Origin of the sequence: Oscillibacter sp. PC13, assembly GCF_900115635.1 — a bacterium.
Classification (GTDB): Bacteria; Bacillota; Clostridia; order Oscillospirales; family Oscillospiraceae; genus Oscillibacter.
In genome coordinates this window covers 101,848-124,203 of the sequence record NZ_FOXE01000003.1, presented here as the reverse complement: position 1 = coordinate 124,203, position 22,356 = coordinate 101,848, and the positions used below count along the sequence as shown (strand labels likewise).

At 57.3% G+C, this 22,356-nt stretch carries 25 protein-coding genes; all 25 read right to left on the bottom strand.

What is annotated here, in order from left to right; all coding sequences use genetic code 11:
* Window positions 1-11: 11 nt before the first annotated feature.
* Window positions 12-752 carry a Stp1/IreP family PP2C-type Ser/Thr phosphatase gene (locus BMZ81_RS02530; protein WP_091128256.1) on the bottom strand — a complete coding sequence of 247 codons (741 nt, stop codon included), beginning with the start codon at window positions 750-752 and terminating at the stop codon, window positions 12-14.
* Window positions 749-1,792 (bottom strand): dual-specificity RNA methyltransferase RlmN, encoded by a 1,044-nt coding sequence (rlmN, locus tag BMZ81_RS02525; protein ID WP_091128254.1) that lies wholly within the window; start codon window positions 1,790-1,792, stop codon window positions 749-751. The genes BMZ81_RS02530 and rlmN overlap by 4 nt, the downstream gene beginning before the upstream one ends.
* Before the next feature lie 15 nt (window positions 1,793-1,807).
* Window positions 1,808-3,130 (bottom strand): 16S rRNA (cytosine(967)-C(5))-methyltransferase RsmB, encoded by a 1,323-nt coding sequence (gene rsmB, locus BMZ81_RS02520; protein ID WP_091128250.1) that lies wholly within the window; start codon window positions 3,128-3,130, stop codon window positions 1,808-1,810.
* Window positions 3,127-3,870, bottom strand: a complete 744-nt coding sequence (locus BMZ81_RS02515; protein ID WP_091128249.1) for a zinc metallopeptidase — start codon at window positions 3,868-3,870, stop codon at window positions 3,127-3,129. The genes rsmB and BMZ81_RS02515 overlap by 4 nt, the downstream gene beginning before the upstream one ends.
* A 4-nt stretch (window positions 3,871-3,874) precedes the next feature.
* A complete protein-coding gene (fmt, locus tag BMZ81_RS02510) occupies window positions 3,875-4,795 on the bottom strand; it encodes a methionyl-tRNA formyltransferase (RefSeq protein ID WP_091128247.1) in 921 nt (306 codons plus the stop codon).
* A gap of 4 nt (window positions 4,796-4,799) precedes the next feature.
* Window positions 4,800-5,303, bottom strand: coding sequence for a peptide deformylase (gene def / locus BMZ81_RS02505; RefSeq protein WP_091128246.1), 504 nt, complete (start codon window positions 5,301-5,303; stop codon window positions 4,800-4,802).
* 21 nt (window positions 5,304-5,324) lie between these two features.
* Window positions 5,325-7,787, bottom strand: coding sequence for a replication restart helicase PriA (gene priA, locus BMZ81_RS02500; protein ID WP_091128243.1), 2,463 nt, complete (start codon window positions 7,785-7,787; stop codon window positions 5,325-5,327).
* A 25-nt stretch (window positions 7,788-7,812) separates the two neighbouring features.
* Window positions 7,813-8,040, bottom strand: coding sequence for a DNA-directed RNA polymerase subunit omega (gene rpoZ, locus BMZ81_RS02495; protein WP_091128242.1), 228 nt, complete (start codon window positions 8,038-8,040; stop codon window positions 7,813-7,815).
* A gap of 61 nt (window positions 8,041-8,101) precedes the next feature.
* On the bottom strand, window positions 8,102-8,698 hold the full coding sequence (gene gmk / locus BMZ81_RS02490; RefSeq protein WP_091128239.1) for a guanylate kinase: 597 nt from the start codon (window positions 8,696-8,698) through the stop codon (window positions 8,102-8,104).
* A gap of 3 nt (window positions 8,699-8,701) precedes the next feature.
* The gene (locus BMZ81_RS02485) at window positions 8,702-8,956 is read right to left on the bottom strand and encodes a DUF370 domain-containing protein (RefSeq protein WP_091128237.1); all 255 of its coding nucleotides are present in this window, start codon (window positions 8,954-8,956) and stop codon (window positions 8,702-8,704) included.
* A 33-nt stretch (window positions 8,957-8,989) separates the two neighbouring features.
* Window positions 8,990-9,871, bottom strand: a complete 882-nt coding sequence (locus tag BMZ81_RS02480) for a YicC/YloC family endoribonuclease (RefSeq protein WP_091128234.1) — start codon at window positions 9,869-9,871, stop codon at window positions 8,990-8,992.
* A gap of 20 nt (window positions 9,872-9,891) precedes the next feature.
* Complete coding sequence (locus BMZ81_RS14350) at window positions 9,892-10,563, bottom strand: J domain-containing protein (RefSeq protein ID WP_091128233.1); 672 nt, start codon at window positions 10,561-10,563, stop codon at window positions 9,892-9,894.
* Complete coding sequence (locus tag BMZ81_RS02470; protein WP_091128231.1) at window positions 10,560-11,465, bottom strand: DUF5685 family protein; 906 nt, start codon at window positions 11,463-11,465, stop codon at window positions 10,560-10,562. The genes BMZ81_RS14350 and BMZ81_RS02470 overlap by 4 nt, the downstream gene beginning before the upstream one ends.
* Before the next feature lie 6 nt (window positions 11,466-11,471).
* Window positions 11,472-11,882: a SoxR reducing system RseC family protein gene (locus BMZ81_RS02465; RefSeq protein ID WP_091128228.1), complete on the bottom strand. Its 411-nt coding sequence runs from the start codon at window positions 11,880-11,882 to the stop codon at window positions 11,472-11,474.
* Window positions 11,883-11,892: 10 nt separating this feature from the next.
* Entirely contained in the window at window positions 11,893-13,206 is a 1,314-nt protein-coding gene (locus BMZ81_RS02460) for a CdaR family protein (RefSeq protein WP_091128226.1), read from the bottom strand.
* Window positions 13,196-14,086 carry a diadenylate cyclase CdaA gene (gene cdaA, locus BMZ81_RS02455; protein WP_091128223.1) on the bottom strand — a complete coding sequence of 297 codons (891 nt, stop codon included), beginning with the start codon at window positions 14,084-14,086 and terminating at the stop codon, window positions 13,196-13,198. Before cdaA ends, BMZ81_RS02460 begins: the two co-directional genes overlap by 11 nt.
* Window positions 14,087-14,190: 104 nt before the next feature.
* A complete protein-coding gene (locus BMZ81_RS02450; protein WP_091128222.1) occupies window positions 14,191-15,315 on the bottom strand; it encodes an aminotransferase class V-fold PLP-dependent enzyme in 1,125 nt (374 codons plus the stop codon).
* A complete protein-coding gene (locus BMZ81_RS02445; protein WP_177187166.1) occupies window positions 15,312-15,563 on the bottom strand; it encodes a putative Se/S carrier protein in 252 nt (83 codons plus the stop codon). Before BMZ81_RS02445 ends, BMZ81_RS02450 begins: the two co-directional genes overlap by 4 nt.
* Before the next feature lie 78 nt (window positions 15,564-15,641).
* On the bottom strand, window positions 15,642-16,121 hold the full coding sequence (gene ispF, locus BMZ81_RS02440) for a 2-C-methyl-D-erythritol 2,4-cyclodiphosphate synthase (RefSeq protein WP_091128398.1): 480 nt from the start codon (window positions 16,119-16,121) through the stop codon (window positions 15,642-15,644).
* Window positions 16,122-16,126: 5 nt separating this feature from the next.
* Complete coding sequence (gene ispD, locus BMZ81_RS02435) at window positions 16,127-16,774, bottom strand: 2-C-methyl-D-erythritol 4-phosphate cytidylyltransferase (protein ID WP_242942542.1); 648 nt, start codon at window positions 16,772-16,774, stop codon at window positions 16,127-16,129.
* Window positions 16,775-16,883: 109 nt separating this feature from the next.
* On the bottom strand, window positions 16,884-17,375 hold the full coding sequence (locus BMZ81_RS02430; RefSeq protein WP_091128395.1) for a CarD family transcriptional regulator: 492 nt from the start codon (window positions 17,373-17,375) through the stop codon (window positions 16,884-16,886).
* A gap of 187 nt (window positions 17,376-17,562) precedes the next feature.
* Window positions 17,563-18,909, bottom strand: a complete 1,347-nt coding sequence (locus tag BMZ81_RS02425) for a butyryl-CoA:acetate CoA-transferase (protein ID WP_091128217.1) — start codon at window positions 18,907-18,909, stop codon at window positions 17,563-17,565.
* Between the two features lie 173 nt (window positions 18,910-19,082).
* Window positions 19,083-21,050 (bottom strand): bifunctional 4-hydroxy-3-methylbut-2-enyl diphosphate reductase/30S ribosomal protein S1, encoded by a 1,968-nt coding sequence (locus tag BMZ81_RS02420; RefSeq protein WP_091128215.1) that lies wholly within the window; start codon window positions 21,048-21,050, stop codon window positions 19,083-19,085.
* Window positions 21,038-21,682, bottom strand: a complete 645-nt coding sequence (locus BMZ81_RS02415; RefSeq protein ID WP_091128214.1) for a lysophospholipid acyltransferase family protein — start codon at window positions 21,680-21,682, stop codon at window positions 21,038-21,040. Before BMZ81_RS02415 ends, BMZ81_RS02420 begins: the two co-directional genes overlap by 13 nt.
* Complete coding sequence (gene cmk / locus BMZ81_RS02410; RefSeq protein ID WP_242942541.1) at window positions 21,679-22,356, bottom strand: (d)CMP kinase; 678 nt, start codon at window positions 22,354-22,356, stop codon at window positions 21,679-21,681. Before cmk ends, BMZ81_RS02415 begins: the two co-directional genes overlap by 4 nt.

Sequence of the window (22,356 nt, the reverse complement as noted above, 5' to 3'; positions counted from 1 at the left end):
TGTCCCCCCCCTTACTGTTTTTGCAGCAGCACCGCCGTGACGTTGTCCGGCGCGCCCTGGCCCTTGGAAATGGCCAGCAGCCTGCTGAGGCAGTTGTCCGGATCGCCGCCGTGAATCACCTCAAACAGCATCTCCTGATCCGTTACTGTGTCCACCAGGCCGTCCGTGCACAGCATCAGGTAGTCCCCTGCTTCCATGGGGCATATGTACCCGTCGCAGGCGACCGTACTGTCCGGCCCAAGGGCACGGGTAATGAGGTTGCGGTTCGGGTGGCGGCGTGCCTCCTCTGCAGTGATATCGCCGCGATCCACCATGCTCTCCACCAGGGAATGATCCTTGGTGACACGGGTGATTCCGCTCTGCGTAATATGATAGGCCCGGCTGTCTCCCACATTGGTAATCACCGCACCGTCGTTGTAAGAAACGGCAGAAACCAGAGTGGTGCCCATATTCCGGCACGCCTCGGATGCCTTGGCTGCCTCACGGATAGCCTTGTTGGCAAGAGATGCCGCATAGGAGGATGCCTCCCGCAGCTGTTCCGGCGTCATTTCAGGCGTCAGCACCTTCTCCAGCTCCTCCATAAAAGTTGTCACGGCAATGTGGCTGGCAAGCTGTCCGCCGGCCGCGCCGCCCATGCCGTCACATACCACACAGACGGTATGGCCGGAGGCTGTGCACACTCTGGCGTCATACGCATCCTGATTATCCTTCCGGACCAGGCCCACGTCCGTCATGCTCCAAATTTTCATCATCGGGAACCCTCCCCTTTCTCTGCTTCTTCCATGGCCTTCCGGCGGAGCTGTCCACAGGAGGCGTCAATGTCGCCCCCAAGGCTTCGGCGCACTGTGGCAGTGACGCCGTGGGACTCCAATCGCTTCTGGAAGGCCGCCACCCGGCGGGAGGGCTTATAGGGACTCTCCACCACGTCGTTCAGCGGAATCAAATTTACATGTCCCGGCATCCCCTTCAGCTTCCGGGCAATCAAATCCGCCTGCCAGTCGCTGTCGTTGACGCCGTCAATCATGGCATATTCAAAGGAAATCCGCCTGCCGGTCTTTTGAAAGTAGTCATGGCAGGACTCAAACAGCTGTTCCACGTCATAGGCCCGGTTTACCGGCATGATCCGGGATCGGGTTTCGCTGTCCGGTGCGTGGAGGGAGACTGACAGTGTCAGCTGCAGTCCCAGCTCCGCCAGCCGGCGGATGCCGGGAAGAACGCCGCAGGTGGAGAGGGAGATATGCCGCATCCCAATGTTCAGTCCATCAGGATGATTCACCAGCTCCAGAAATTTCAGCACGTTGTCCAGGTTGTCCATCGGCTCTCCGATGCCCATCAGCACAATGTTTGAAATGGTCAGTCCTGAGTCTGCCTGGGTAAAGAGAACCTGATCCAGCAGCTCGGAAGGTGTCAAATCCCTCACCTTTCCGGCAATTGTAGATGCACAGAATGCACAGCCCATCCGGCAGCCCACCTGGGAGGAGATACACACCGTGTTGCCGTGATGATACTGCATCAGGACGGACTCAATGCAGTTTCCGTCCGCCAGCTCCCACAAATATTTGATGGTGCCATCCTGTCGGGAGACCTGCTTCCGGGCCACCTTTGGTACAGCAATGGAATACGCCTCCCCCAGCTTGTCCCGCAGGGCCTTTGGAAGGTTGGTCATTTCCTCAAAAGAGTGTACCCCTTTGTGAAGCCAGGTAAACACCTGTTTACCCCGAAAGGCAGGCTCCCCCATTCCTTTCAAAGCCTCTGTCATCTCGGAGAGTGACATAGATTTCAGATCGGTCATAAACAAGGATTCCTCTCAAGCTTGCCGCCGCATGCGGCAGATGTAAAAGCCGTCAGTGCCGTGGCGCTGGGGCCACAGCGTCACCTGTCCCCCCATCTCTCCGATGGGGGCAGGCAGGCTTTCCCGGGAAAAGGCAGAATGTTCGGCAAGAAATGCCTCCGTCACCTGTTCGTTTTCCTCCGGCAGAATCGTGCAGGTGGAGTACACCAGAATGCCGCCGGGCCGGACGTAGCGGGCGGCATTGTCCAAAATGGCCTGCTGGACCACCGGCAGGGTGAAGAGGTCGTCCGGCTTTTTGTACCGGGTGTCCGGCTTTTTGCGGATGATGCCAAGGCCAGAGCAGGGCGCGTCCACCAGCACGGCGTCAAAGGCACTCTCCCACTGCGGGCAGAACTGCCGACCGTCGGCTGCAGCCGTCTGAATACAGGTCAGCCCCAGGCGCTCCGCGCCCTCTTGAATGCGCTTCAGCTTATTTTCGTGGAGATCGCAGGAGACAACCACGCCCTGGTCCTCCATGGAAAGGGCCGCGGAAAAGGACTTGCCTCCAGGCGCGGCGCATACATCCAGCACCCGGGCGCCGGGCGTCACGCCGGCGGCCTGGGCGGCCAGGGCGGCGGCGCCGTCCTGCACCAGGAACCGTCCCTCCCGGAAGGCGGCCAGCGCCGTCAAATCGCCGGTGCGGTCCAGCTCCAGGCATCCCGGCACCCAGGCGTGGGGAACGGCAGAAATTTCGGCTTCCCCAAGCTCCGCCATCAGAGCCTCCGCTGTCGTCTTCAGGGGATTCACCTGCACGGTCAGAGGTGCAGCAGCGTTATCGGCGGTGAGGAACGCCTCTGCCTCTGTCTCCCCCAGCAGCTGCACCAGCCGCTTCACCAGCCATTTGGGGTGGCTGTACTGAATGGACAGGCGCTGCACCGCGTCCCGGTTTGGAATGGGCGGCAAGGCGTTTTTATTCTGCGAAACCTTACGGAGAACGGCATTGACAAGGCCGGAGGCCTGCCCCCTTTTGAAGAGCTTTGCCAGCTTCACCGACTCATTGACGGCGGCGCTGTCCGGTACTTTGTCCAAAAAGAGGATCTGATAGGCGCCCAGCCGCAGGATATCCAGCAGTGGCGGCTGCAGATGCTCCGGCTTCTGGGAGCAGTAGGCGCTGAGATAGAAGTCCAGCAGCATCCTGTTTTGCAGCACGCCGTAAACCATACGGCTGCAAAGTGCCGCATCCTGCCGGCTCAGGCCGTCCCGGCCCAACTGGGCCTTCAGGGCGGCGTCCGCCCAGGCCCCGTTGGTCCGGCAGCTGACAAGCACCCGCAGCGCGCTCTCCCGGGCAGAATGGCTCATTCGCGCCCTCCTCCCCGCCGGCCGCCGCCGCGGCCCAGGAAGATGAGCACAAAGCGCAGCAGCTGCAGGACAGACATCAGCAGCGCGGCCACATAGGTCAGCGCGGCTGCCCGCAGAACCTTCCGGGCACCGTACACCTCGTCCTCATCCAAAAGGCCCTGTCCGCCGATGGTCTCAATGGCCCGGTGCGAGGCGTTGAACTCCACCGGAAGCGTCACCAGCTGGAACAGCGTGGTCAGGGAAAACAGCAGGATGCCGACGAAAAACAGCGTCTGGCTGTACAGCAGCATTCCCACCAGCAGCAGGATGAAAGAAAATTTGGAACCAATCTGGGTAGCGGGAATAATGGCACTGCGCAGCCGCACGGGGCCGTAGCCCTCGGCGTACTGGACGGCGTGGCCCGCCTCGTGAGCTGCTACGCCCACCGCCGCAATGGTGGCAGCGCCATACACAGATTCGGAGAGGTAAATGGTGTTGTCCCGGGGATCATAGTGGTCCGTCAGGTTTCCCCTGGTCATGCGGACAGGGACATCGTAAACGCCGTGCGAACGCAGCACCGCCTCCGCCGCCTGGGCGCCGGTAAGGCGCCGGCGGTTTGTTACCGCGTACCGCCGGAAATTGCCGCTGACCTGGATCTGCGCCCAGACAGACAGCAGCAGCACCGGGATCAGCAGCAGACAGTAGATGTTGTTGGCCAGAAAATCCCCATAACCGTAATAGCCGTAACCGTAATATGGCATAAAATCACTCGTTTCCAATTGAAATGGGATGCCCCAGCAGGTAGGCAGATGCCGCCATCCGCTTTCCGCCTTCCGCCTGAAGCTCCGTAATCACAAGGCTCTTCCCATCGCCGCAGGCCACCTCGATCCCCGCCTTTCCAGCGGAGAGCACAGCGCCCGGGACCTGATGGGTCTCCCTGCCCGGTGCAGTGCGGTAAACCTTCAGTTTCCGTCCCGCCAGCTCTGTGGAGGCACAGGGCCAGGGCAGCAGTCCCCGCACCTGGCAGTCAATCTGCCGGGCGGAGCGGCTCCAGTCAATGGGTGATAATTCCCGGGACAGCATGGGGGCGTAGGTCATCTTCGTGCCGTCCTGCGGGGCGCGGACAGCCGTTCCATCCGCCAGGGCGGGAATCGTCTCCGACAGCGCCTGGGCGCCAAGCTCCGCCAGCCGATCCCACAGGACCGGCAGCTCCTCGTCCGGTGCGATGGGGGTTTTCGCCACCCGGATCACATCGCCGGCATCCAGCTCCTCCGCCATATACATGATGGAGACGCCGGTCTCCGCCTCGTCATTCAAAATGGCCCAGTTGATAGGAGCTGCGCCGCGATACTTGGGCAGAAGGCTTGCGTGGACATTCACGGCTCCGAGCCTCGGGGCCTCCAAAATATCCCTGGGAAGGATACGGCCGTAGGCTACCACCACAATCAGATCCGGGTGCAGCTCCCGAACGATGCCGAGTGCCTCTCCGTCCTTCATCTTCATCGGCTGGTACACCGTCAGATTCTGAGAGAGGGCGTATTCCTTCACCGGGGAAAAGGTCACCTTGCCCCGGTTGCGGGGCTTGTCCGGCTGGGTGAAGACGCCGCAGACGTCATGTCCATCCTCCACCAGACGCTTTAAGGACGCCACTGCAAAATCCGGCGTTCCCATAAACAGGATACGCATGGGCTTACTCTCCCTCCTGCTCTTCCCGCTCCAGATAGTCCCGCAGCTCCTCTTCGGACAGGAAGTGGTCGATATGCTCTACAAACAGATGGCCGTCCAGGTGCTCAATCTCGTGGCAGAAGGCGCGGGCGGTCAGGCCCTCCCCCTCGGCCTCAAACCAGTTGCCGTCCCGGTCCTGTGCCTTTACCCGCACCACATTGGGGCGGGTGACGATGCCCCACTTTCCAGGAACGCTGAGGCAGCCCTCCAGGCCCGTCTGCTCACCGCTTTGGGAGAGAATCTCAGGGTTAATCAGTTCGATAAACTCCTCCGTGTCCTCATCCAGCACCAGGCACACCCGGCGCAGGACTCCCACCTGCGGTGCGGCAAGGCCGGCGCCGTTGGCCTCTGTCAGGGTATCCGCCATATCGTCCAGCAGTTGATGCAGATGGGCGTTGAATTCCGTCACAGGACGGCAGACCTTCTTCAGGCAGTCGTCCCCCTGTTCCACAATCTTTCGTAAAGCCATCATGATCTCCTTCCGACCGCTTCACTCCATGGTGTTGCAGTCCACAAATAAATTCAATCCGCGGTTGGCGCGGTCCGCTGCAAATTCCTTCAACAGTCTCCGAATCTGTTCCCGGGTGGCCTTATCGTTCTTTCCCACCAGAAGCACACGATATCGGTAGCGGTTGTTCAGCTTCAAAACCGGCGCGGGAGCCGGGCCCAGGACCTCTGGATCCGCCGGAGCCATTTCCGGCGATGTACAGATCTGCCGCAGCCGCTCCCGGACAGCTGCGGCGGCCCGCAAAACGCCGCCCTCCTCTGCGCCGGAGACGTGGAAGGTAAAGAGATCCGCAAAAGGCGGGCAGCGGCGCAGCCGCCGGATCCGGATCTCGCTTTGGTAAAAGCTCTCGTAATCCTGTCGGGCGGCAGATTGGATCACATCGTTGGCCGGGGTATAGGTCTGAATGACCGCCCGCCCCTGTTTGCCGCCCCGGCCTGCCCTGCCGACCACTTGGGTCAGCAAACTGAAGGTCCGCTCCGCAGCCCGGTAGTGGTCCACATAGAGGGAAAGGTCTGCCGAGAGAACCCCCACCAGCGTCACATTTTCAAAATCCAGCCCCTTGGCCACCATCTGGGTACCCAGCAGAATCGGAACCCGATCCTGTTCAAACTGCCGCAGGATTTTTTCGTGGCCGCCGGCGGCGGTATCCGCATCCATCCGAAGGATACCAGCATCCGGAAACAGCTCCCGCAGCTCCTCCTCCACCTTCTGGGTACCGGTGCCAATATGCTTCATCCGGCCGCCGCACGCTGGGCAAATGTCCTTAGCAGGCTCTGAATGGCCGCAGTAGTGGCACATCAGCCGCCCGTTCGCGGAGTGATACGTGAGTGCCACGCTGCAGCGTGGGCACTCCGGCACATGGCCGCACTCGCCGCACAGCACATAGCGGCTGTTGCCCCGGCGGTTCAAAAACAGAATACTCTGCTCTCCCCGGCGGAGATTACCCTCCAGTTCCTCCCGCAGGGCAGCCCCCACAGCGCCCGAGTTGCCATTTCGGATTTCCTGGCGCAGGTCTGACACAATCACCTGAGGCAGCCGCTGCGCATTATAGCGCCGCCGCAGCAGCACCCGGTGATAAAGCCCCTGTTCCGCAGCCCAGGCAGTCTCCACCGCGGGTGTGGCGGATCCAAGCACCAGAACGGCTTTGTCCCGGGCACAGAGGTATTTGGCAATGTCCCGGGTGTGATACCGGGGTGCATTTTCCGATTGATAGCTGCTCTCCTGCTCCTCGTCCAAGATAATGAGTCCCAGATTCCGCAGAGGAGCAAAGATAGCAGATCGGGTGCCCAGGACAACCCGTACCTCGCCCCGGCGGATGCGCTTCCACTGGTCATAGCGCTCCGTCATACGCAGGGAACTGTGGAGCATCACCACATTCTCTCCGAAGTAGGCGGTAAACTTCCGCATCATCTGAGGAGTCAGTACAATCTCCGGCACCAGCACAATGGCAGTCTTTCCCATCTCCAGGATTTCCTGAACAAGGCGGAGATAAACCTGCGTTTTTCCGCTTCCGGTAACGCCCTGAAGCAGCACTGCCTCCGGTCTTCCGCTGCGGGACAGCTTCAAAATCTCATCAAAAGCCGCCTGCTGCTCGCCGTTGAGGACAATAGGCTGTTCCGGTTCGGTGACTTTCGCCTGTGGAACGCGCAGCTCCTCTTCTTCCGAAAAGAGCAACAGTCCGGCCTTCTCCATTCCCCGCAGCGTCCGCATGGACGCGCCGGTGAAATAGCACACCTCTGCGGCGGCAGCCCGCCCGGTTGACGCCAGCAGCTTTACAACTTCATACCGCTGTGGCGCAGAGCGCCGTTTCGCCTCTGCCAGGGTCATAGCCTCCCCAGCCTCCATAGACAGCTCCACCATACGGCGGGTTTTATCGCTGCTTTTCCGCTTGGCGGAGGTTTCCGCAGTCACCACGCCGAGCCGGCGCAAGACTTTCAACGTCTGTTCAGCATCGTTTCCGCAGGTGTCCCGCAGCGTTTCCAAATCAGCGCTTCCCTCGGCAAACAGCACATCCAGCACGGCGGCTGCCGTTGAAATACCGCCGCAGAGGCTGTCCGCAGCCTCCCGGTCCAGCCCGTCAGCCACACGGTAGCTCTCCTGCAGACGGTACCAAAGCCCGGTTGGAAGAATGGTTTTCACCGCCTCGAACATGGTACAGAAATACCGTTGGCGAATCCAGAGAGCCAGAGCAATGTCCGCACCGTCCAGCACAGGTTCCGGGTCCAGTATCTCTGCCAGCGGCTTCAACCCCGGCATCTTCTCGGCGGTGTCAACCGCCAGCACAACGCCCTCCGACGTGCGGTTTCCCCGTCCGAAGGGGACAATGACACGTACCCCAGGTACCGCGGCCGCCGTCATGGCCTCCGGTACCAGATAGTCATAGGCTTTGTCAATGGAATAGGGCGCGGCGCCGACCGCGACTTTTGCAATCACAGCGGTCTCCATGCCTCGCCCCTCCTTGGTCTGCGTCTCAGATTTGTTCTTCCGGTTCCTCAATGGTCAAATCCATGTTCGTGGCATCCAGCTTTCCATCAGCCACCTCATGGATTGCCATGGTCACTGGCTTTTCATTCAGGTGTTCTCCGTTCTCCTCCGCATCGGCGGCAATCTGGCGGGCCCGGCGGGCTACCACATTCACCAGCATATAGCGGTTGGGGACAAAAGAGGTCAGTTTGTTCATTGCAGGATACAGCATCATAATGTTCTACTTCCATTCTGCCGGAATTCGGCTAAAATTTTTGTCAAATTTACGCGGAGCGTTATCTTCCACTGATGATTTCCATGCGCTCCTTAGGCTTGCAGTGCTCCGCCGTCATAATGGCGTTCAACTCCATCACTGCTTCCTCCACCGTGTCGTTGATCACAAAATAATCATAGGTATGGGCCGTCTGGAATTCCACCTTGGCCCGCAGCAGACGCTTTTGAATTTTTTCCTGGCTGTCGGTACCCCGCTCAGTCAGGCGGCGCTCCAGCTCAGACCAGCTGGGCGGCGCGATAAAAATCCGCACCGTGTCCGGTCGTTTACTGCACACCTGAATGGCACCCTGAATCTCAATATCCAGAATCACATCCTGACCCCGATTCATGGCCGCGTCCACAAACCTTTTGGGAGTGCCGTAGAAGTTCCCCACGTATTCCGCATACTCCAAGAACTCATCCTTCGCAATTTTTTCCCGAAAGGTGTCGACATCCAAAAAGTGGTAATGCAGGCCATCAATTTCACCAGGGCGCGGATCCCGGGTGGTAGCAGAGACAGAAAAATATAAATTTTTTCTGCTCTCCATCAGAGCATGCAGAACCGTGCTCTTGCCAACGCCGGAAGGTCCGGAAATAATAAAGGTCTTCCCTCTTCTCATCGCTTACTCTCTCTCCTCTGCAGTTTCTGTCTGGGTTCTGCTGCCGAATTTCTCCAGCGGCAGGGCCGACAGGATCACGTGGTCGCTGTCCATGATAAAAATTGACGCGGTCTTCCGGCCATACGTGGCGTCAATCAGCATTCCACGCTCCCGGCTCTCCTGCACCATCCGCTTGATGGGCGCGGAATCGGGACTGACAGCAGCTATCAGCCGTTCCTCTGACACCAGATTTCCAAAGCCAATGTTAATGAGTCTCATAAAGCCTCCCTTGTGTATTCAGCGACCTCCGCCTCATTCCACGTTCTGGACCTGCTCCCGCATCTTCTCCACTTCGGCCTTCAATCCAACCACCACCTGAGCAATGGCCACATCGTTGCACTTGGATCCGATGGTGTTGGATTCCCGGTTGACCTCCTGGATCAAAAAGTCCATTTTCCGGCCCATGGGCTCATCGGATTCCAGCATCGTCCGCAGCTGTGCCACATGGCTCCGCAGGCGGACGGTCTCCTCATCCACGGCCACCTTATCTGCATAGATAGCAGCCTCCATCAGAATTCTCTGTGGGTCGATGGTGGTGCTCTGCAGGACTTCCTGCATCCGGGCCGTCAGCTTTTGGCGATACTCCGCCACCGTCTCCGGAGAACGCGCCTCCACCTGGGCGGTATAGCGCTCAATGGCTGCCAAGCGGTTTTCAATGTCCTCCGCAAGCCTTTTCCCTTCCACTGCCCGCATGGTATGGTAAGTGGCCAGCGCTTCATCCAGAACCGTGCACAAATCTGCGCTGACGGTTTCCAAATCCTCGTCCGCCTTGGTGACGGTCAAAACATCCGGAAAGCGCGCCAGCACCTCCGGCGTGACATGGTAGGCCGTGGGGGCGCAGACCTCCGCCAGTTCATCCATGGCGGCGGCGTACTGGGCCGCCAGCTCCCGGTTCACCGTGACCCGTGCCACATCGGCGGCGGAGGCATCCACGGTGACAAAGACATCTACCTTGCCGCGGGAGATCGACTGCTGGACATGCTGCTTCACTGCGTCCTCAGCAAATACATACATACGCGGCATCTTTACGGTACAGTCCAGATACCGGTTATTGACAGAGCGAACCTCCACCGTAATGTCGCGGTTATGGAGAATCTGCCGCGCCCGGCCATAGCCGGTCATGCTCTTAATCATTGTCTGTTCCCTCTTCCCTCTTAAATAAAACAAAACCGGATTCCACCGTATCCGCAGCTGTTGCAAAGAAGATACGCGCAGCACATCCGCGAGCAAAGGCTGTTGCCGCTGCAGACCTCCGTCCCAAAACTTCCGTCGCCGGGACGATAAGCGGTCTGGCCCCGGTTTTCCATATAATCCAGTGCCCGGCGGTATTCCGCATTGCCCGGCTCCATCTGACAGGCAGTCCGATAGTACCGCCCGGCTTCATCCATTCGGCCCTGGCGGTAAGCAACCGCTCCCTTCAGAAAGTTCCACTCGGCATTGTGATCGCTGTAATTGTTTAAAAGCGCGTCCGCCCGGGCGAGATCTCCCAGGTTGATGGCCAAGCGGACCTGCTGCAGGACGCTGCTGGAAGAACTGCTGCTGTAACTCTGATAGCTCCCTCCACCGTAGCCGCCATAGCTGCCGTAGCCTCCATAACCATACGAACTGCCGGCGCTTCCGCCAGGACGTCCGCCTCCGCTGCGCTCCTTGGTGACCTGCTCATAGGCGGCGTTGATCTCCTTCATCTTCTCCTGCGCCAAATCCGCCAAGGGGTTGTCATGGTAGTTGTCCGGATGGTACTTCCGGGCCAGCTCCCGATAAGCCTTTTTCACTTCTTCATCTGTGGCGGTCTCCGGCACGCCCAGGATCTCATAGGGATCATTCATGTAACTTCCTCAACATCCTTGCTTTTCTTTCTGTCTTTCCCGGACGTCCGGGAGTGAAAAGTCCCATCCAGGACTGCTTTTCCAACCTGAAAAAGTCCTGTATAAATCGTGCGCTCCAGCAAAGGCTGCCAGCATCCGAAATCCCACAGTTCAAAGGCCGTGGCAATCATATGAACCGAGGCATCCAGTGTCTGAGCAAATTCGTGCCGGGCGGGGAGCGTCCATTCGCCTCCGTCCAGCCCGTAGCGCAGTGCCACGGGGTTATAGTTTCCGGATGCGGCGTCTTTCATCAAATCATCTGCTGCATCCACCAAATATACCCACCGTCCGAGGTGATAAAGCATCTGGGACAATACCCTCCGGCGGATCGGATCCGTCATTTCGTCCGCCGCACTGCGCAGAAGTATCGCAAAGGCATCCGCCGCCAAATCCATGGAGGGGCTGTTCTCCGCCTCCAGGGCAGCAAGTGCCTGCAGCTGGATCTGCGTGTTTTGATCAAATGCCGGCCGGCTTGCAGCCGCTTTTCTGTAGGCGGGTTCCAAAACACGGGAGAGACCCCGGTATTTTAATCCGTGAAGCCAATCGTGATCCGCCACGCCGTCCCGTAACTGCCAGTAAGCCAGAATCACGCTCTCATCCGCCGCCAGCTCCATTGCTGCCGTTGTATTCTGAAAAGGACGCTTTTTCAGCGGGCTGACCAGACAGCGTGCCTCTCCGACGGAAAACTGGTCCGGCTCTGAGAGCAGAATGGCCAGAAAGGTAAAATCATAGTTCAGAATAAATCGGGCCGCCGCTCCGTACCTCCGGCCCAAGGTATGGCACAGGCCGCAGTAAGCTTGGCGGAATCGCTCGGTTTCCTCCGGAGGCAGCCCCTCCAGAGAAGGCCTGACATATCCAAACATACGCGTTTAAAACAGCTTGACGATGGTAAATGACAGCCCGCCCCGCTCCCGCAGGCGGCGATCATAAAAGATGGCAAAGAGAATACCAACAACAAAGCCCAGGCCCGCCAGGGTATACTGCACGCCAACACTGGTTCCCAGCAGTGCCGGAATCAGATAACCCGCCAGGAACAACACGACGGGTATTAAATACACCAGTACCACAATGCGCAGCATCTTTCTGGTGCTGCTCTCCACCACAACCTTCTGTCCGGGTATGGCCCCGATGGGGTTGCTGGCCCTTGCGTGGACGGATGCGCCGGAGACGCCGCATCCGGCACATTCCTCGCAGTCGTGGCCGCAGGCGGATTTCCGCGGTACGGAGATCTCCACATGGCTGTTGTCAATGATTCGTTCTACTGTTGCAATTTGTGTCATAATGCCTCTCCTATTGTGGTGATTCCTCCGGCGCAGGATCTGTCTCCGGCGCAGGATCCGGTGTCTCTGGCTCCTCCTGGTTTTCTCGGATGGTAAGCCGCACCTGATAGCTTCCGGAAATTCCAACACTGCTTCCGGGAATCTCAATTTTGGCAGGAACGGTATAGCTGCCGGCTGCCGCGCTGAGATCCGCCAAGTCCACCCGGATAACAACATTGTCCGCTGTGACGGCGTTGATCGCTGCCTCCGGGCCGAAAACAGTCACAGCCAGCTCTTGGGTCAGGATATCAATGTTCTTCCCTGCCGGAATATTTTCAAGCTGGAAATTGGTGGCTGTCACGGTGGAAGCGGCCATGTCCCGGAAGGCGATATTCAACGTGGCCCGGGTAACACCGCTCAGGTTTTCACAGCCCTCCGGTACGGTGATGGCATACGTGTGGTGATATTGGGTGGTAGAGGTTCCCATGGACAGCAGATTGAAGTCATCCAGTACAATCGTATCGATGTCCTTCAAAAGTGCCGCGTCACCGGAGACTGTGATCGTGGACGGAACAATCTCATAATCCACATTCTGCAGGCGGGCGCCGGCTGACTCAATGAAGTTCATTGTCAGCTGTACCTCTTTCGTGACGTTGACCGGCAACGTCACCTGAATTTGATCCGCTGTGGCATGAATGCCTGTTTTCCCCAGCAACTGGTCATTTTCATCGTAGAACTCATACTCCAGCAGTTCCGAAACCGTTGCCTCAGCATTGTCCAGATTCAAAACCACCTTCGCATAACTGACCGGATCAATCGTCTCTTGCTGTCCGCGGATTTCCAGCGTAGTCGGTGACATCTTCAGCTCACCTGCGGTGTAGCCATCGGCGACCTTTCCTTGGATCTCACAGCGGACATCAACGGTCCGGTTGTACAGCTCTCCGACATTGATAGTGGCCGTAATTGGATCCTGATCCGTAATCGTATACATGTTGTTGAAATTCCGATCCGGATAGATAATTCTATAGGTGACATACTGCTTTCCCACAGACGTCACATTGGCAAGATCTGCTTGGATGCGGATGGTGGACTTGTCCAGCAGCGCAATATTCCAACGGGTGCCAGTCAACTCCAAATCCACAGTGGTGTCTGTTCCTTCTTCCAGAAGCATCAGCCCGCGATCCGCCAGAACGCCATCCTCACCGATATACTCAATGGGAATGTCCCGGACAGTGACTGACGTCGTGCGGCCGTTGCTGACATCCACAAAAATCCAGATGGAAACCGACACTAAAATGGACAGGGCGATAAAAAATGCCTTCCGCTTGCTGATTTTACTCTGCATCGTCCCCGCCTCCGTTCTTCTTAGGCTGCAGAAAACCCGCCAGGGAGAATTTCTGCTTGTCCGATTCAGAGTCCTCCTGCGGAATCAGCTCGTTCCGCAGGAGATTCTCCAAGGTCTCCGGTTTCAAATGGCGCTTCAGCATCCCACCGATGGCCACGGAAATCGATCCGGTTTCCTCCGACACGATGACCACCACGGCATCAGAGTTTTCGCTCATTCCAATACCGGCCCGGTGGCGCATACCCAAATCCCGGGAGAGATTCACGTTTTTGCTCAGTGGCAGCATACAGCCCGCCCCAAGAATTCGGCCGTGACGGACGATGACGGCGCCGTCGTGCATGGGTGCCTTTACAAAAAAGATGTTCTTCAAAAGCTCACTGGAAACAGCCGCATCCAGCACGGTACCGCTACGCACCATGTCATCCAGCAGAATTTCCCTCTCAAATACAATCAGCGCGCCGGTACGGCTCTGGGACATCTCTGTGCAGGCCAAAACGGTCTGCCCGATGGTCTGCTCCATGGTGTTGCCAGCCTCACTGTGGGTGAAGAAGGCAATAAACCGCCTGGAGCCCATCTGCTCCAGAATGCGGCGGATCTCTGGCTGAAACAGAATGATGAGCGCCAGAACGCCCCATTCCACCATTTTGCTCAGAAGATAATAGATGCCGTTAAGATGGAACAAGTAAGACAGCATCAGCGCCGCCAGGAACACAAAAAGTCCCTTCAGCAGGCTTGCCGCCTTTGTACTCTGCACCAAAGTCAGAACCTTGTACAGGACAAAGGCCATGATCGCGATATCCAGAACGTCCGTCAGCTGGACTGTCAGCACATACCGCATGACAACCGCCGGCAGATCCGTGAATGCGAATGTTGCACCCATATTGCCCCCATCATCCCCTTCAGGCCATGAATAGTTTTATTATATTAAATATACCTGTAGAATGCAAGGTGAACGGGGTGAAAATTCACGGTCTGTTCAGAAAATCAGCGTAAAAGCTCTCGCAGAATGGTCAGGAACTGATAGACCTCCTCCCTGGTGTTGAAATCAGAAAAGCTCAGACGTACCGTTCCGCTTTCCAGGGTACCGGCAGTGCGGTGGGCTAAAGGCGCGCAGTGAAGTCCTGCCCGGATGGCCACTCCCCGCTCTCCGAGCGCAGCGGCCAGCGCCTCCACGTCGTGCCCCGCCGCCGTAAAAGAAACCACGCCTGCCTGGGCTGTCAGATCCGGCCTGGCATAGACTTGGATCCCCGGCATGGTCCGCAGACTTTCCGCTGCAAATTGTGCCAGGCGCCGCTCCCGCCCGCAGATGGCTGCCGGATCATGCTGGCGCACGTACCGAATGCCTGCCAGCAAACCGGCAATTCCAGGCATATTGTGGGTGCCGGCCTCTAACCGGTCCGGCAAAAAGTCCGGCATCTCCTGCTGAATGGAAAGGCTGCCGGTTCCGCCCTCCAGCAGCGTTCTCACCGGCGTATCCTGGCCGCATAGCAAAACACCGGTTCCCTGAGGGCCATAGAGACCCTTATGGCCCGGCATGGCAATGAATGCAGCACCCAGCCGCGTCAAATCCAAATTCAGCAGTCCGGCTGATTGCGATGCGTCAATAATCAAGGGGACATTCCTGGTCTGACAAATCTGTGCAATCTCCTCCACCGGCTGGACAAAGCCAAAAACATTGGAAACATGGCAGCAAATTACTGCATCCGTGTCTGGCGTAACCAGATGATCAAATGCCTCTGTGACAGCGGCGCTTTCAAAAAGCGGAGCGGATGCTATGGCAGTTTTCGCTCCCAGTGCGGCCAGGGGCCGGGTCACAGCATTGTGCTCGTATCCGGAGATCACCGCCTTGCCGCCGGGCGGAACCAGACTTTTCACAGCGATGTTCAGTCCGTGTGTGGCGCTGCTGGTGAAAACCACTTGTTCCGGGCTTTGCGCATGGTATAAATCCGCCAGCTCGCTGCGGCAGTCAAAGGCCGTGTCTGCAGCATGCATGGCGGCCGGGTATCCTCCCCGTCCAGGCGAGCTCATGGTGGCCATGGCATCCTGCATTGCAGCGGCAACGGATCGCGGCTTTTGAAACGTGGTTGCCGCGCTGTCGAAGTAAATCACAGATCCACCTCCCGGTAAAACCCTCTCTGGGAAACAAATATCTGAACAGGGTTTAAAGATTCCCTGTAAAGTGACTGCAATGCCGCTGTCAGGTCCATAGACTGGATCCGCACGGCGTAGGCGCATCCCGTTTCGGTCAATTCCCTGGGTGCGCGGAAGATCTGACAGCGGATGCCCGCCCGGTCCAGGGCCCTTTGCATGCGCTGGGCATAGGTCACCGAACGGGCAATGATTAAATAATGCTCCACAGACATTCCTCCTCTCTACACATCCTATGGGCATTGCGGAAAAACGTGCAAAAAAGACGTGCCTGCAGCACGTCTTTTTCAGCTTGTTTTCTTTTCCAGCAGTACCACTGCGTGGGCAGCCATACCGGATCCATCTCCTGTAAAGCCCAGATGCTCCTCCGTGGTGGCCTTTATATTTACCCGATCTGTATCGGCGGACAGGGCGGCGGCAAGATTTTCCGTCATCTGCTGCCGATAGGGTGCCACCTTTGGATCCTGCACGATGATTGTTGCGTCCAGATTCACCAGGAAATAACCGTGTGCCTCCAGAAGATCCGCCACTTTCCGCAGAAGCTTCAGACTGGAAATACCGGCGTAGGCCGGATCCGTGTCCGGAAAAAGCTTTCCGATATCTCCCAGCTTCGCCGCGCCTGCCAGCGCGTCCATCACGGCGTGGGTCAGCACATCGGCGTCGGAGTGTCCCAGCAGTCCCAGGCGGTACGGAATCTCCACTCCGCCCAAAACCAATTTCCGTCCCACCGTCAACCGGTGCACATCGTATCCGTGTCCAATCCGCAAGCTTGTCATCCTTCGATCTCCTCCGCATGGAGCAGCGCCTCTGCCAGAATCAAATCACCCGGCGTGGTAATTTTCAGGTTGGATTCCGCACCCTCCGTCAAATAGACTTCCTTTCCAAGCCGTTCCACTGCGGCGCAGTCATCCGTCACCTCAATCCGTTCCTCCAGCACCGCCTGCAGCGCCGCCTTCAGCAGATCTGCCGTAAACACCTGGGGTGTCTGGACAGCCATCAGGGTGCTGCGGTCCAGAGTCCGATCCACGGTGCCATCTGGCCGAACCACTTTCACCGTATCCTTCACCGGTACAGCTGGAGCCGCCGCACCACAGCGGGCCGCCGCCGCAATCACATCGTCAATCAGTTCCGGTGTTACCAAGGGCCTGGCGCCGTCCTGCACCGCCAGCAGCTCTGTTCCCGCATCCGACTCCAACGCTGCCAGCAACACGGAATGGGTGCGGCTCTCGCCGCCCCGGACCACTTTGGCGCACTTTGTGATACCATATGTATGGCACAGCTGTGAAATGGGAATTAAATCCTCCTCCCGGGTGGCAATAATAATCGCATCCACCCGCTGTGCCCGCTGGAGAGCATCCAGCGTCCGCACCAGTACCGGAATGCCGTCCAGCGGCTCCAGCAGCTTATTCACGCCCCCCATTCGGGAGGAGCTTCCTGCAGCTGCCACAAGGGCTGTGCACCGGGGGCGCTGAGCCTCCCGGAACCTTTTTAAAAAAGGAATCATATTCTGCAAAATCCTCTCGCTGATTTCAGACGGCGGGCGAGCACAGCATCGCTGCATCCACCCGGTCCTCCATATCCTGGTAGGATGTTTTTTGGGACAACACCAATTCAGAGAGCAAAATCTGCTTGGCGCTGTGGAGCATCTTCCGTTCCCCCGTGGAAAGTCCACGAACCTGCTCCCGAAGCATCAGCGCCTTGATTACCCTGGCCACTTCGTACAGGTTCCCGCTTTTCAGCCGATCCATATTTTCACGGTACCGCTTATTCCAGTTGGATGTCTGTTCCAATTCCAAAGAGGGAATGGCGTTCAGCAGCCGTTCTGCCTCCGCGGGTGCAATGATAGTCCGCAGACCGATCGAGTGACTGTTTGCAGTGGGTATCTTCAGCAGCAGCCCTCCTACCGGCATCTTGAAAACATAGTAGTCCTGGGTACTGCCAGCCACTTTTTCCTCTACAATAGCGTTGATTATGCCGGCACCGTGCATAGGATGAACGACCAGATCCCCAACACTGAACATAACAAGTCCTTTCCCTTTCCTCATCCCGCGGGATTCCGCTTCTTTTGTCCCGTTTTCCTCCATCTATATCAATATAAATTTTATTATACGCTGTTTTCCAGTGAAATACAAGTAATTTACCAAAATTTTGCAATTTACGTAAATAAGCGGGCAGCAATCGCTGCCCGCCTGTCCTGATTTCAAATCCTTATTTCTTGTTGGAACGGCGCCAAATATGCATCTTTTCAGCCTCTGCAATCAACTGCTCCCGGAACTGGGGATGGGCAATATTGATCAGTCCCTCGGCCCGTTCCCAAGTGGTCAGACCCTTCACGTTCAGCTTGCCGTACTCCGTTACCAGCCAGTGCAGGTTCGTGCGGGTGGCTGTCACCACAGATCCCTCCACCAGTGTTGGACGAATCCGGGACTTCAGCTCACCGGTCTTCTTGTCCTTTACAGTGGAGGAGACACAGATAAAGCTCTTGCCGCCCTTGGAGAGGTATGCACCCAAAACGAAATCCTGCTGTCCGCCGGCGCCGGAGATATGGTTGATGCCGGAGGACTCGGAGGACACCTGGCCATACAAATCGATGTCCACCGCTCCGTTGATGGAAACAAAGTTGTCAATCTGGGAAATGCGGGCCACATCGTTGGCATAATCAACCGGCACGCATGCACACTCGGGGTTGTTGTTCAGGAAGTCATACAGCTTCTGGCTTCCGGCTGCAAAAGCATAGACCTGGCGGCCACGGTCAAAGGGCTTGCGGGCGCCAGTGATGCGGCCAGCCTCGGACATCTCCACAAAGGCATCTACATACATCTCTGTATGGACACCCAGATCCTTCAGGTCGGACTCTGCGATCATCTTGCCGATGGCACCGGGCATAGAGCCGATACCCAACTGCAGGCAGGCCCCATTGGGAATCTCCGGAACCACCAGGTTTGCAACAGCCAGATCGACTTCGGAAGGCTCTCCTGCCCCGCCCATCAGGCCCATGGGAGGATTTTCACCCTCGACCACCATATCCACATCGTCAATATGGACGCAGTTATCATAACCGCCCCAGCAAATGGGCATGTTCCGGTTCACTTCCACAATCAGCTTCTTGGTATGCTCACAAATCATCTTGATGTGGGAACCGTTGGGGCCAAAGTTAAACCAGCCATGCTCATCCATGGGGGCAACCTGGATCATGGCGACGTCCGGCGCTATATTTCCGCAGCGGTAATAGCTGGGCAGCTCGGAATAGCGGATGGGCAGATAGAAGGCTAAGCCCTCCTTAATCATCTTCCGCTCAATTCCGCTCATATGGACAGAGTTCCAGCTGAAATGCTTAGCAGCGTCCGGTACGTCCGCAATGGCCGGTCGGCGAACCAAAATACCACCGTAGACATTTACGTCCGTCAGCTCCTCTGCCCGCCGGGCCAGCGCCTCATCCAGCGCGACAGGAGTACCGGTACAAAAACCATAGTCCACCCACATGCCAGACTGCACGCATTTCACTGCCTCGTCGGCAGTGGTCAATTTCTGCTTGTATTCTTCCTGAAAACTCATATTGATTCCTCCTATGATCATCTTCCTGTTTTGCAGCCAGTAAAACCCAAATTGCTAAAATTATACCATATTTCAGGTATCATTGCAACAAAAAGCCTTTTTTGTTAAAAAAATAACAACATTCTGTCAAAAAGAAGCAGACCTGCGGGGGCCTGCTTCTTTGCAGTTGGAAATTACTCCTCCACAGGAGCCTCGTCTGCAGTGTCTTCCTCATCGGAAGGGGCCAGCAGAGCGCGGATAGACAGGGAGATCTTCTTCTTCTCTTCGTCAACAGCGGTGATTTTGGCGTCCACAACCTGGCCTTCGGACAACACGTCCTCCGGCTTTTCAATGCGGTGATCCGCAATCTGGGAAATGTGGATCAGGCCGTCCACACCGGGAACAACCTCAGCAAAGGCACCAAAAGTCATCAGCTTCACAATGCGGACAGAGGCCACATCGCCCACGCTGTACTTATCCATGAACACTTCCCAGGGATCAACGCTGCGGTCCTTAACGCCCAAGGAGATCTTGTGCTTTTCAGGATCAAAGGAGATGACATACACATCCATGGTGTCGCCAACCTTGCAGACCTCGGAGGGGGTCTTAATACGGCTCCAGCTCAGCTCGGAGATATGTACCATACCATCCACGCCGCCAATATCCACAAACACACCGTAGGAAGTCATAGACTTCACGGTGCCGGTGTAGTGCTTACCAACCTCAATATTGGCCCAGACCTGTTCCTGTGCAGCCTTGCGCGCTTCATCGCTGACAGAACGGATGGAGCCCACGACACGGCGGCGGGCGCGGTTCACCTCAGTGATACGCAGCTGTACCTTTTGCTTAATCATGGCGGAGAGATCAGCGCCGCGGGGCTGGCCGCTCTGGGATGCGGGCACAAACACGCGCACACCCTTGACAGACACAACAATGCCGCCCTTGTTCTCCTCAGTGACGGTGCCCTCCAGAACTGTCTTGTCCTCTACGGCCTGTTCAATATTCTCCCAGACCTTGACGGCGTCCAGGCGCTTCTTGGACAGCTCTGCATATCCTTCGATGTCATTAACACGGACAATATAAGTCTCGATCTCATCGCCAACCTTGACGATATCCTCAGGCTTGGCAGAGGGATCATCGGTCAACTCGCTCAGTTTGATATAGGCAGCCTGCTTTGCGCCCACGTCAACCTGAATCTCGGTGGGTGTAATGGCCGTGACAATTCCGGTGACCTTCTCGCCGGTATTTAAAGTTTTAAAAGACTGATTCAGTAATTCCTCGAAGGACTCTTCCTTGCCCCCGGCCGCTTTGATTTCTTCGCTCATCGTTGCATATACCTCCTTAATGATGCCCGCAGGCGTGGAAGCACCGGCCGTAAGACCCGCAACAGAGCAACCATTGAAAGAATCCGGCGAGAGCTCGTCCGCATTCTCGATCTGGAAAACGCGGGGACATCTCTTCTTACAAATTTCTGTCAGATGTTTGGTGTTTGCGCTTTTACGGTCTCCAACCACCACCATCACGTCTACCTTGGCGGCAATTTCCTCCGCCTCTGTTTGACGCTTATGCGTAGCATTGCATATTGTATCAAATATTTTTGCGTTTGTACACTCTTTTTTTAGGATTTTCCAAGAACTTTCAAAAAGACTTCGAATACAGGTGGTCTGCGCTACCACTGTGACGGGTGTTTCACGATTTTGGGGATCCGCGTCCAGCCACTTCTGCACTTCGTCCGGTCCCTCGAAGACCAAAGGATGGCGGCACCAACTGGCGATACCGGCCACCTCTGGGTGGTGGGCTTCGCCGATAATCACTGGACGGCGCCCCTCCTGCTCGGCCTGGGCAACCAGCTTTTGAATCCGCACAACATTGGGACAGGTGGCGTTGACACATCGGACGCCCTTTGCTTCCAGCTCATCCAGAACGCTCCTCAGCTCCCCGTGGGAGCGAATCACCACGGTGTCCTCTTTCGTTAGGCCATCGATTTTCTCCGCCTTCCGGATGCCCCGGTGCGCCAGTTCCTCTACCACATGGGCATTATGGATCAAATCCCCCAGCATCCAGCAGCCGCCTGTCTCGTCCGCGGTTTTCCCGGCCAACTCCACGGCGCGCTCCACACCATAGCAAAAGCCGGCGCTCTCTGCCAGAATCACGTTTCGCACAGCGGCTTCCCTCCTACTGCCTGCCCGCCCAGCGCATAGGCGGCGGTCAGAATATCGTCGGCGATTTTCTGCATCTCCTCCGAGGTTCCATGACGGCCGCTGTATACTGGTTCGTATGGATCTCCAAAGACGATACGGCTGCGGCGGAAAGGCTTTTTGGGACCGTCCACAAACACCGGTACCATCACGGCGCCGGTCCGCACACCAATAACTGCCACGCCGCCTTTGGCGTGGGCGGGCAGGCCGTCGTGATATCCAATTCCGTTCCGGATCACAGTTCCCTCTGGAAAAATCAGCAGGTTGTCACCGGATTTAATGGCCTGCATCGCGGTTTTGACGGACTGAATGTCCGAATTTCCCCTGCTGACAGGAAACGCCCCCAAGTGCTGCAAAATCCATGCCAAAATTGGATTTTTAAAGAGATCCGCCTTTGCCATAATATGCAGACGGTAATTGACGGGCAGCCGCAGCGCCACCAGAATCGGATCCCAGTTGCTGGCATGGTTGGGGCACAACAGTACGCCGCTTTTGGGCAGCTTCTCCATTCCCTCCACAGTTGTGGGGTACAAGATGGCCGTCAAAATGCGTCCAATGTAGTAAACAATTGTAAAGAAACGAGTGATTGGCTTCATGCTCCAGTCTTCTCCTTGATAATGGTCAGCAGCGCCTCTTCGCTTTGCTGGAAGTTCAAATCCGTGGTATCCACCAGGACGGCGTCCTCTGCCTGGCGGAGCGGAGCGGCTGTCCGGTGGGAGTCGTTCCAGTCCCGCTCCTGGATTTCCTTTAAAATCTTTTCATACGGCTCCGGCGTCCCCCGCTGTTCCAGCTCCAGCATCCGCCGCTTTGTCCGCGCCTCTGCCGAGGCCGTCAGAAAAATCTTCACATCCGCGTCCGGCAGCACCACGGTTCCGATGTCCCGGCCATCCATAATGACGTGATGGCTCCGGGCCAGCTGGCGCTGCATGTCCAGCAGAAAGGACCGCACGCCGGGGTGGGCGGAAACTGCGGAGGCGTACAGTGAGATCTCAGGCAGGCGGATCTCCCGCGTCACATCCTCCCCGTTCAGCAGCATATGCTGCAGCCCGTCCTCTCCATAGGTCAGCTCGACCTGCACCTTCGGCAGCAGCGCCAGAACCGCAGCCTCCTCCTTTGGGTCCACCCCCTGCTTCCAGGCGTAATAGCCGATGGTGCGATAGATGGCGCCGGTATCCACATATAAATATCCAAGCTTTTTGGCCAGGCTCCGGGCCAAGGTGCTCTTTCCTGCGCCGGAGGGGCCGTCGATTGCAATACTGAAACAGTTCAA

Coding starts and splice junctions, on each gene's coding strand:
- BMZ81_RS02530 (WP_091128256.1), bottom strand. CDS start 752: ATGATGAAAATTTGGAGCATGACGGACGTGGGCCTGGTCCGGAAGGAT.
- rlmN (WP_091128254.1), bottom strand. CDS start 1,792: ATGACCGATCTGAAATCTATGTCACTCTCCGAGATGACAGAGGCTTTG.
- rsmB (WP_091128250.1), bottom strand. CDS start 3,130: ATGAGCCATTCTGCCCGGGAGAGCGCGCTGCGGGTGCTTGTCAGCTGC.
- BMZ81_RS02515 (WP_091128249.1), bottom strand. CDS start 3,870: ATGCCATATTACGGTTACGGCTATTACGGTTATGGGGATTTTCTGGCC.
- fmt (WP_091128247.1), bottom strand. CDS start 4,795: ATGCGTATCCTGTTTATGGGAACGCCGGATTTTGCAGTGGCGTCCTTA.
- def (WP_091128246.1), bottom strand. CDS start 5,303: ATGGCTTTACGAAAGATTGTGGAACAGGGGGACGACTGCCTGAAGAAG.
- priA (WP_091128243.1), bottom strand. CDS start 7,787: ATGGAGACCGCTGTGATTGCAAAAGTCGCGGTCGGCGCCGCGCCCTAT.
- rpoZ (WP_091128242.1), bottom strand. CDS start 8,040: ATGATGCTGTATCCTGCAATGAACAAACTGACCTCTTTTGTCCCCAAC.
- gmk (WP_091128239.1), bottom strand. CDS start 8,698: ATGAGAAGAGGGAAGACCTTTATTATTTCCGGACCTTCCGGCGTTGGC.
- BMZ81_RS02485 (WP_091128237.1), bottom strand. CDS start 8,956: ATGAGACTCATTAACATTGGCTTTGGAAATCTGGTGTCAGAGGAACGG.
- BMZ81_RS02480 (WP_091128234.1), bottom strand. CDS start 9,871: ATGATTAAGAGCATGACCGGCTATGGCCGGGCGCGGCAGATTCTCCAT.
- BMZ81_RS14350 (WP_091128233.1), bottom strand. CDS start 10,563: ATGAATGATCCCTATGAGATCCTGGGCGTGCCGGAGACCGCCACAGAT.
- BMZ81_RS02470 (WP_091128231.1), bottom strand. CDS start 11,465: ATGTTTGGATATGTCAGGCCTTCTCTGGAGGGGCTGCCTCCGGAGGAA.
- BMZ81_RS02465 (WP_091128228.1), bottom strand. CDS start 11,882: ATGACACAAATTGCAACAGTAGAACGAATCATTGACAACAGCCATGTG.
- BMZ81_RS02460 (WP_091128226.1), bottom strand. CDS start 13,206: ATGCAGAGTAAAATCAGCAAGCGGAAGGCATTTTTTATCGCCCTGTCC.
- cdaA (WP_091128223.1), bottom strand. CDS start 14,086: ATGGGTGCAACATTCGCATTCACGGATCTGCCGGCGGTTGTCATGCGG.
- ispD (WP_242942542.1), bottom strand. CDS start 16,774: ATGGGGGGCGTGAATAAGCTGCTGGAGCCGCTGGACGGCATTCCGGTA.
- BMZ81_RS02430 (WP_091128395.1), bottom strand. CDS start 17,375: ATGTTCAGTGTTGGGGATCTGGTCGTTCATCCTATGCACGGTGCCGGC.
- BMZ81_RS02425 (WP_091128217.1), bottom strand. CDS start 18,909: ATGAGTTTTCAGGAAGAATACAAGCAGAAATTGACCACTGCCGACGAG.
- BMZ81_RS02415 (WP_091128214.1), bottom strand. CDS start 21,682: ATGAAGCCAATCACTCGTTTCTTTACAATTGTTTACTACATTGGACGC.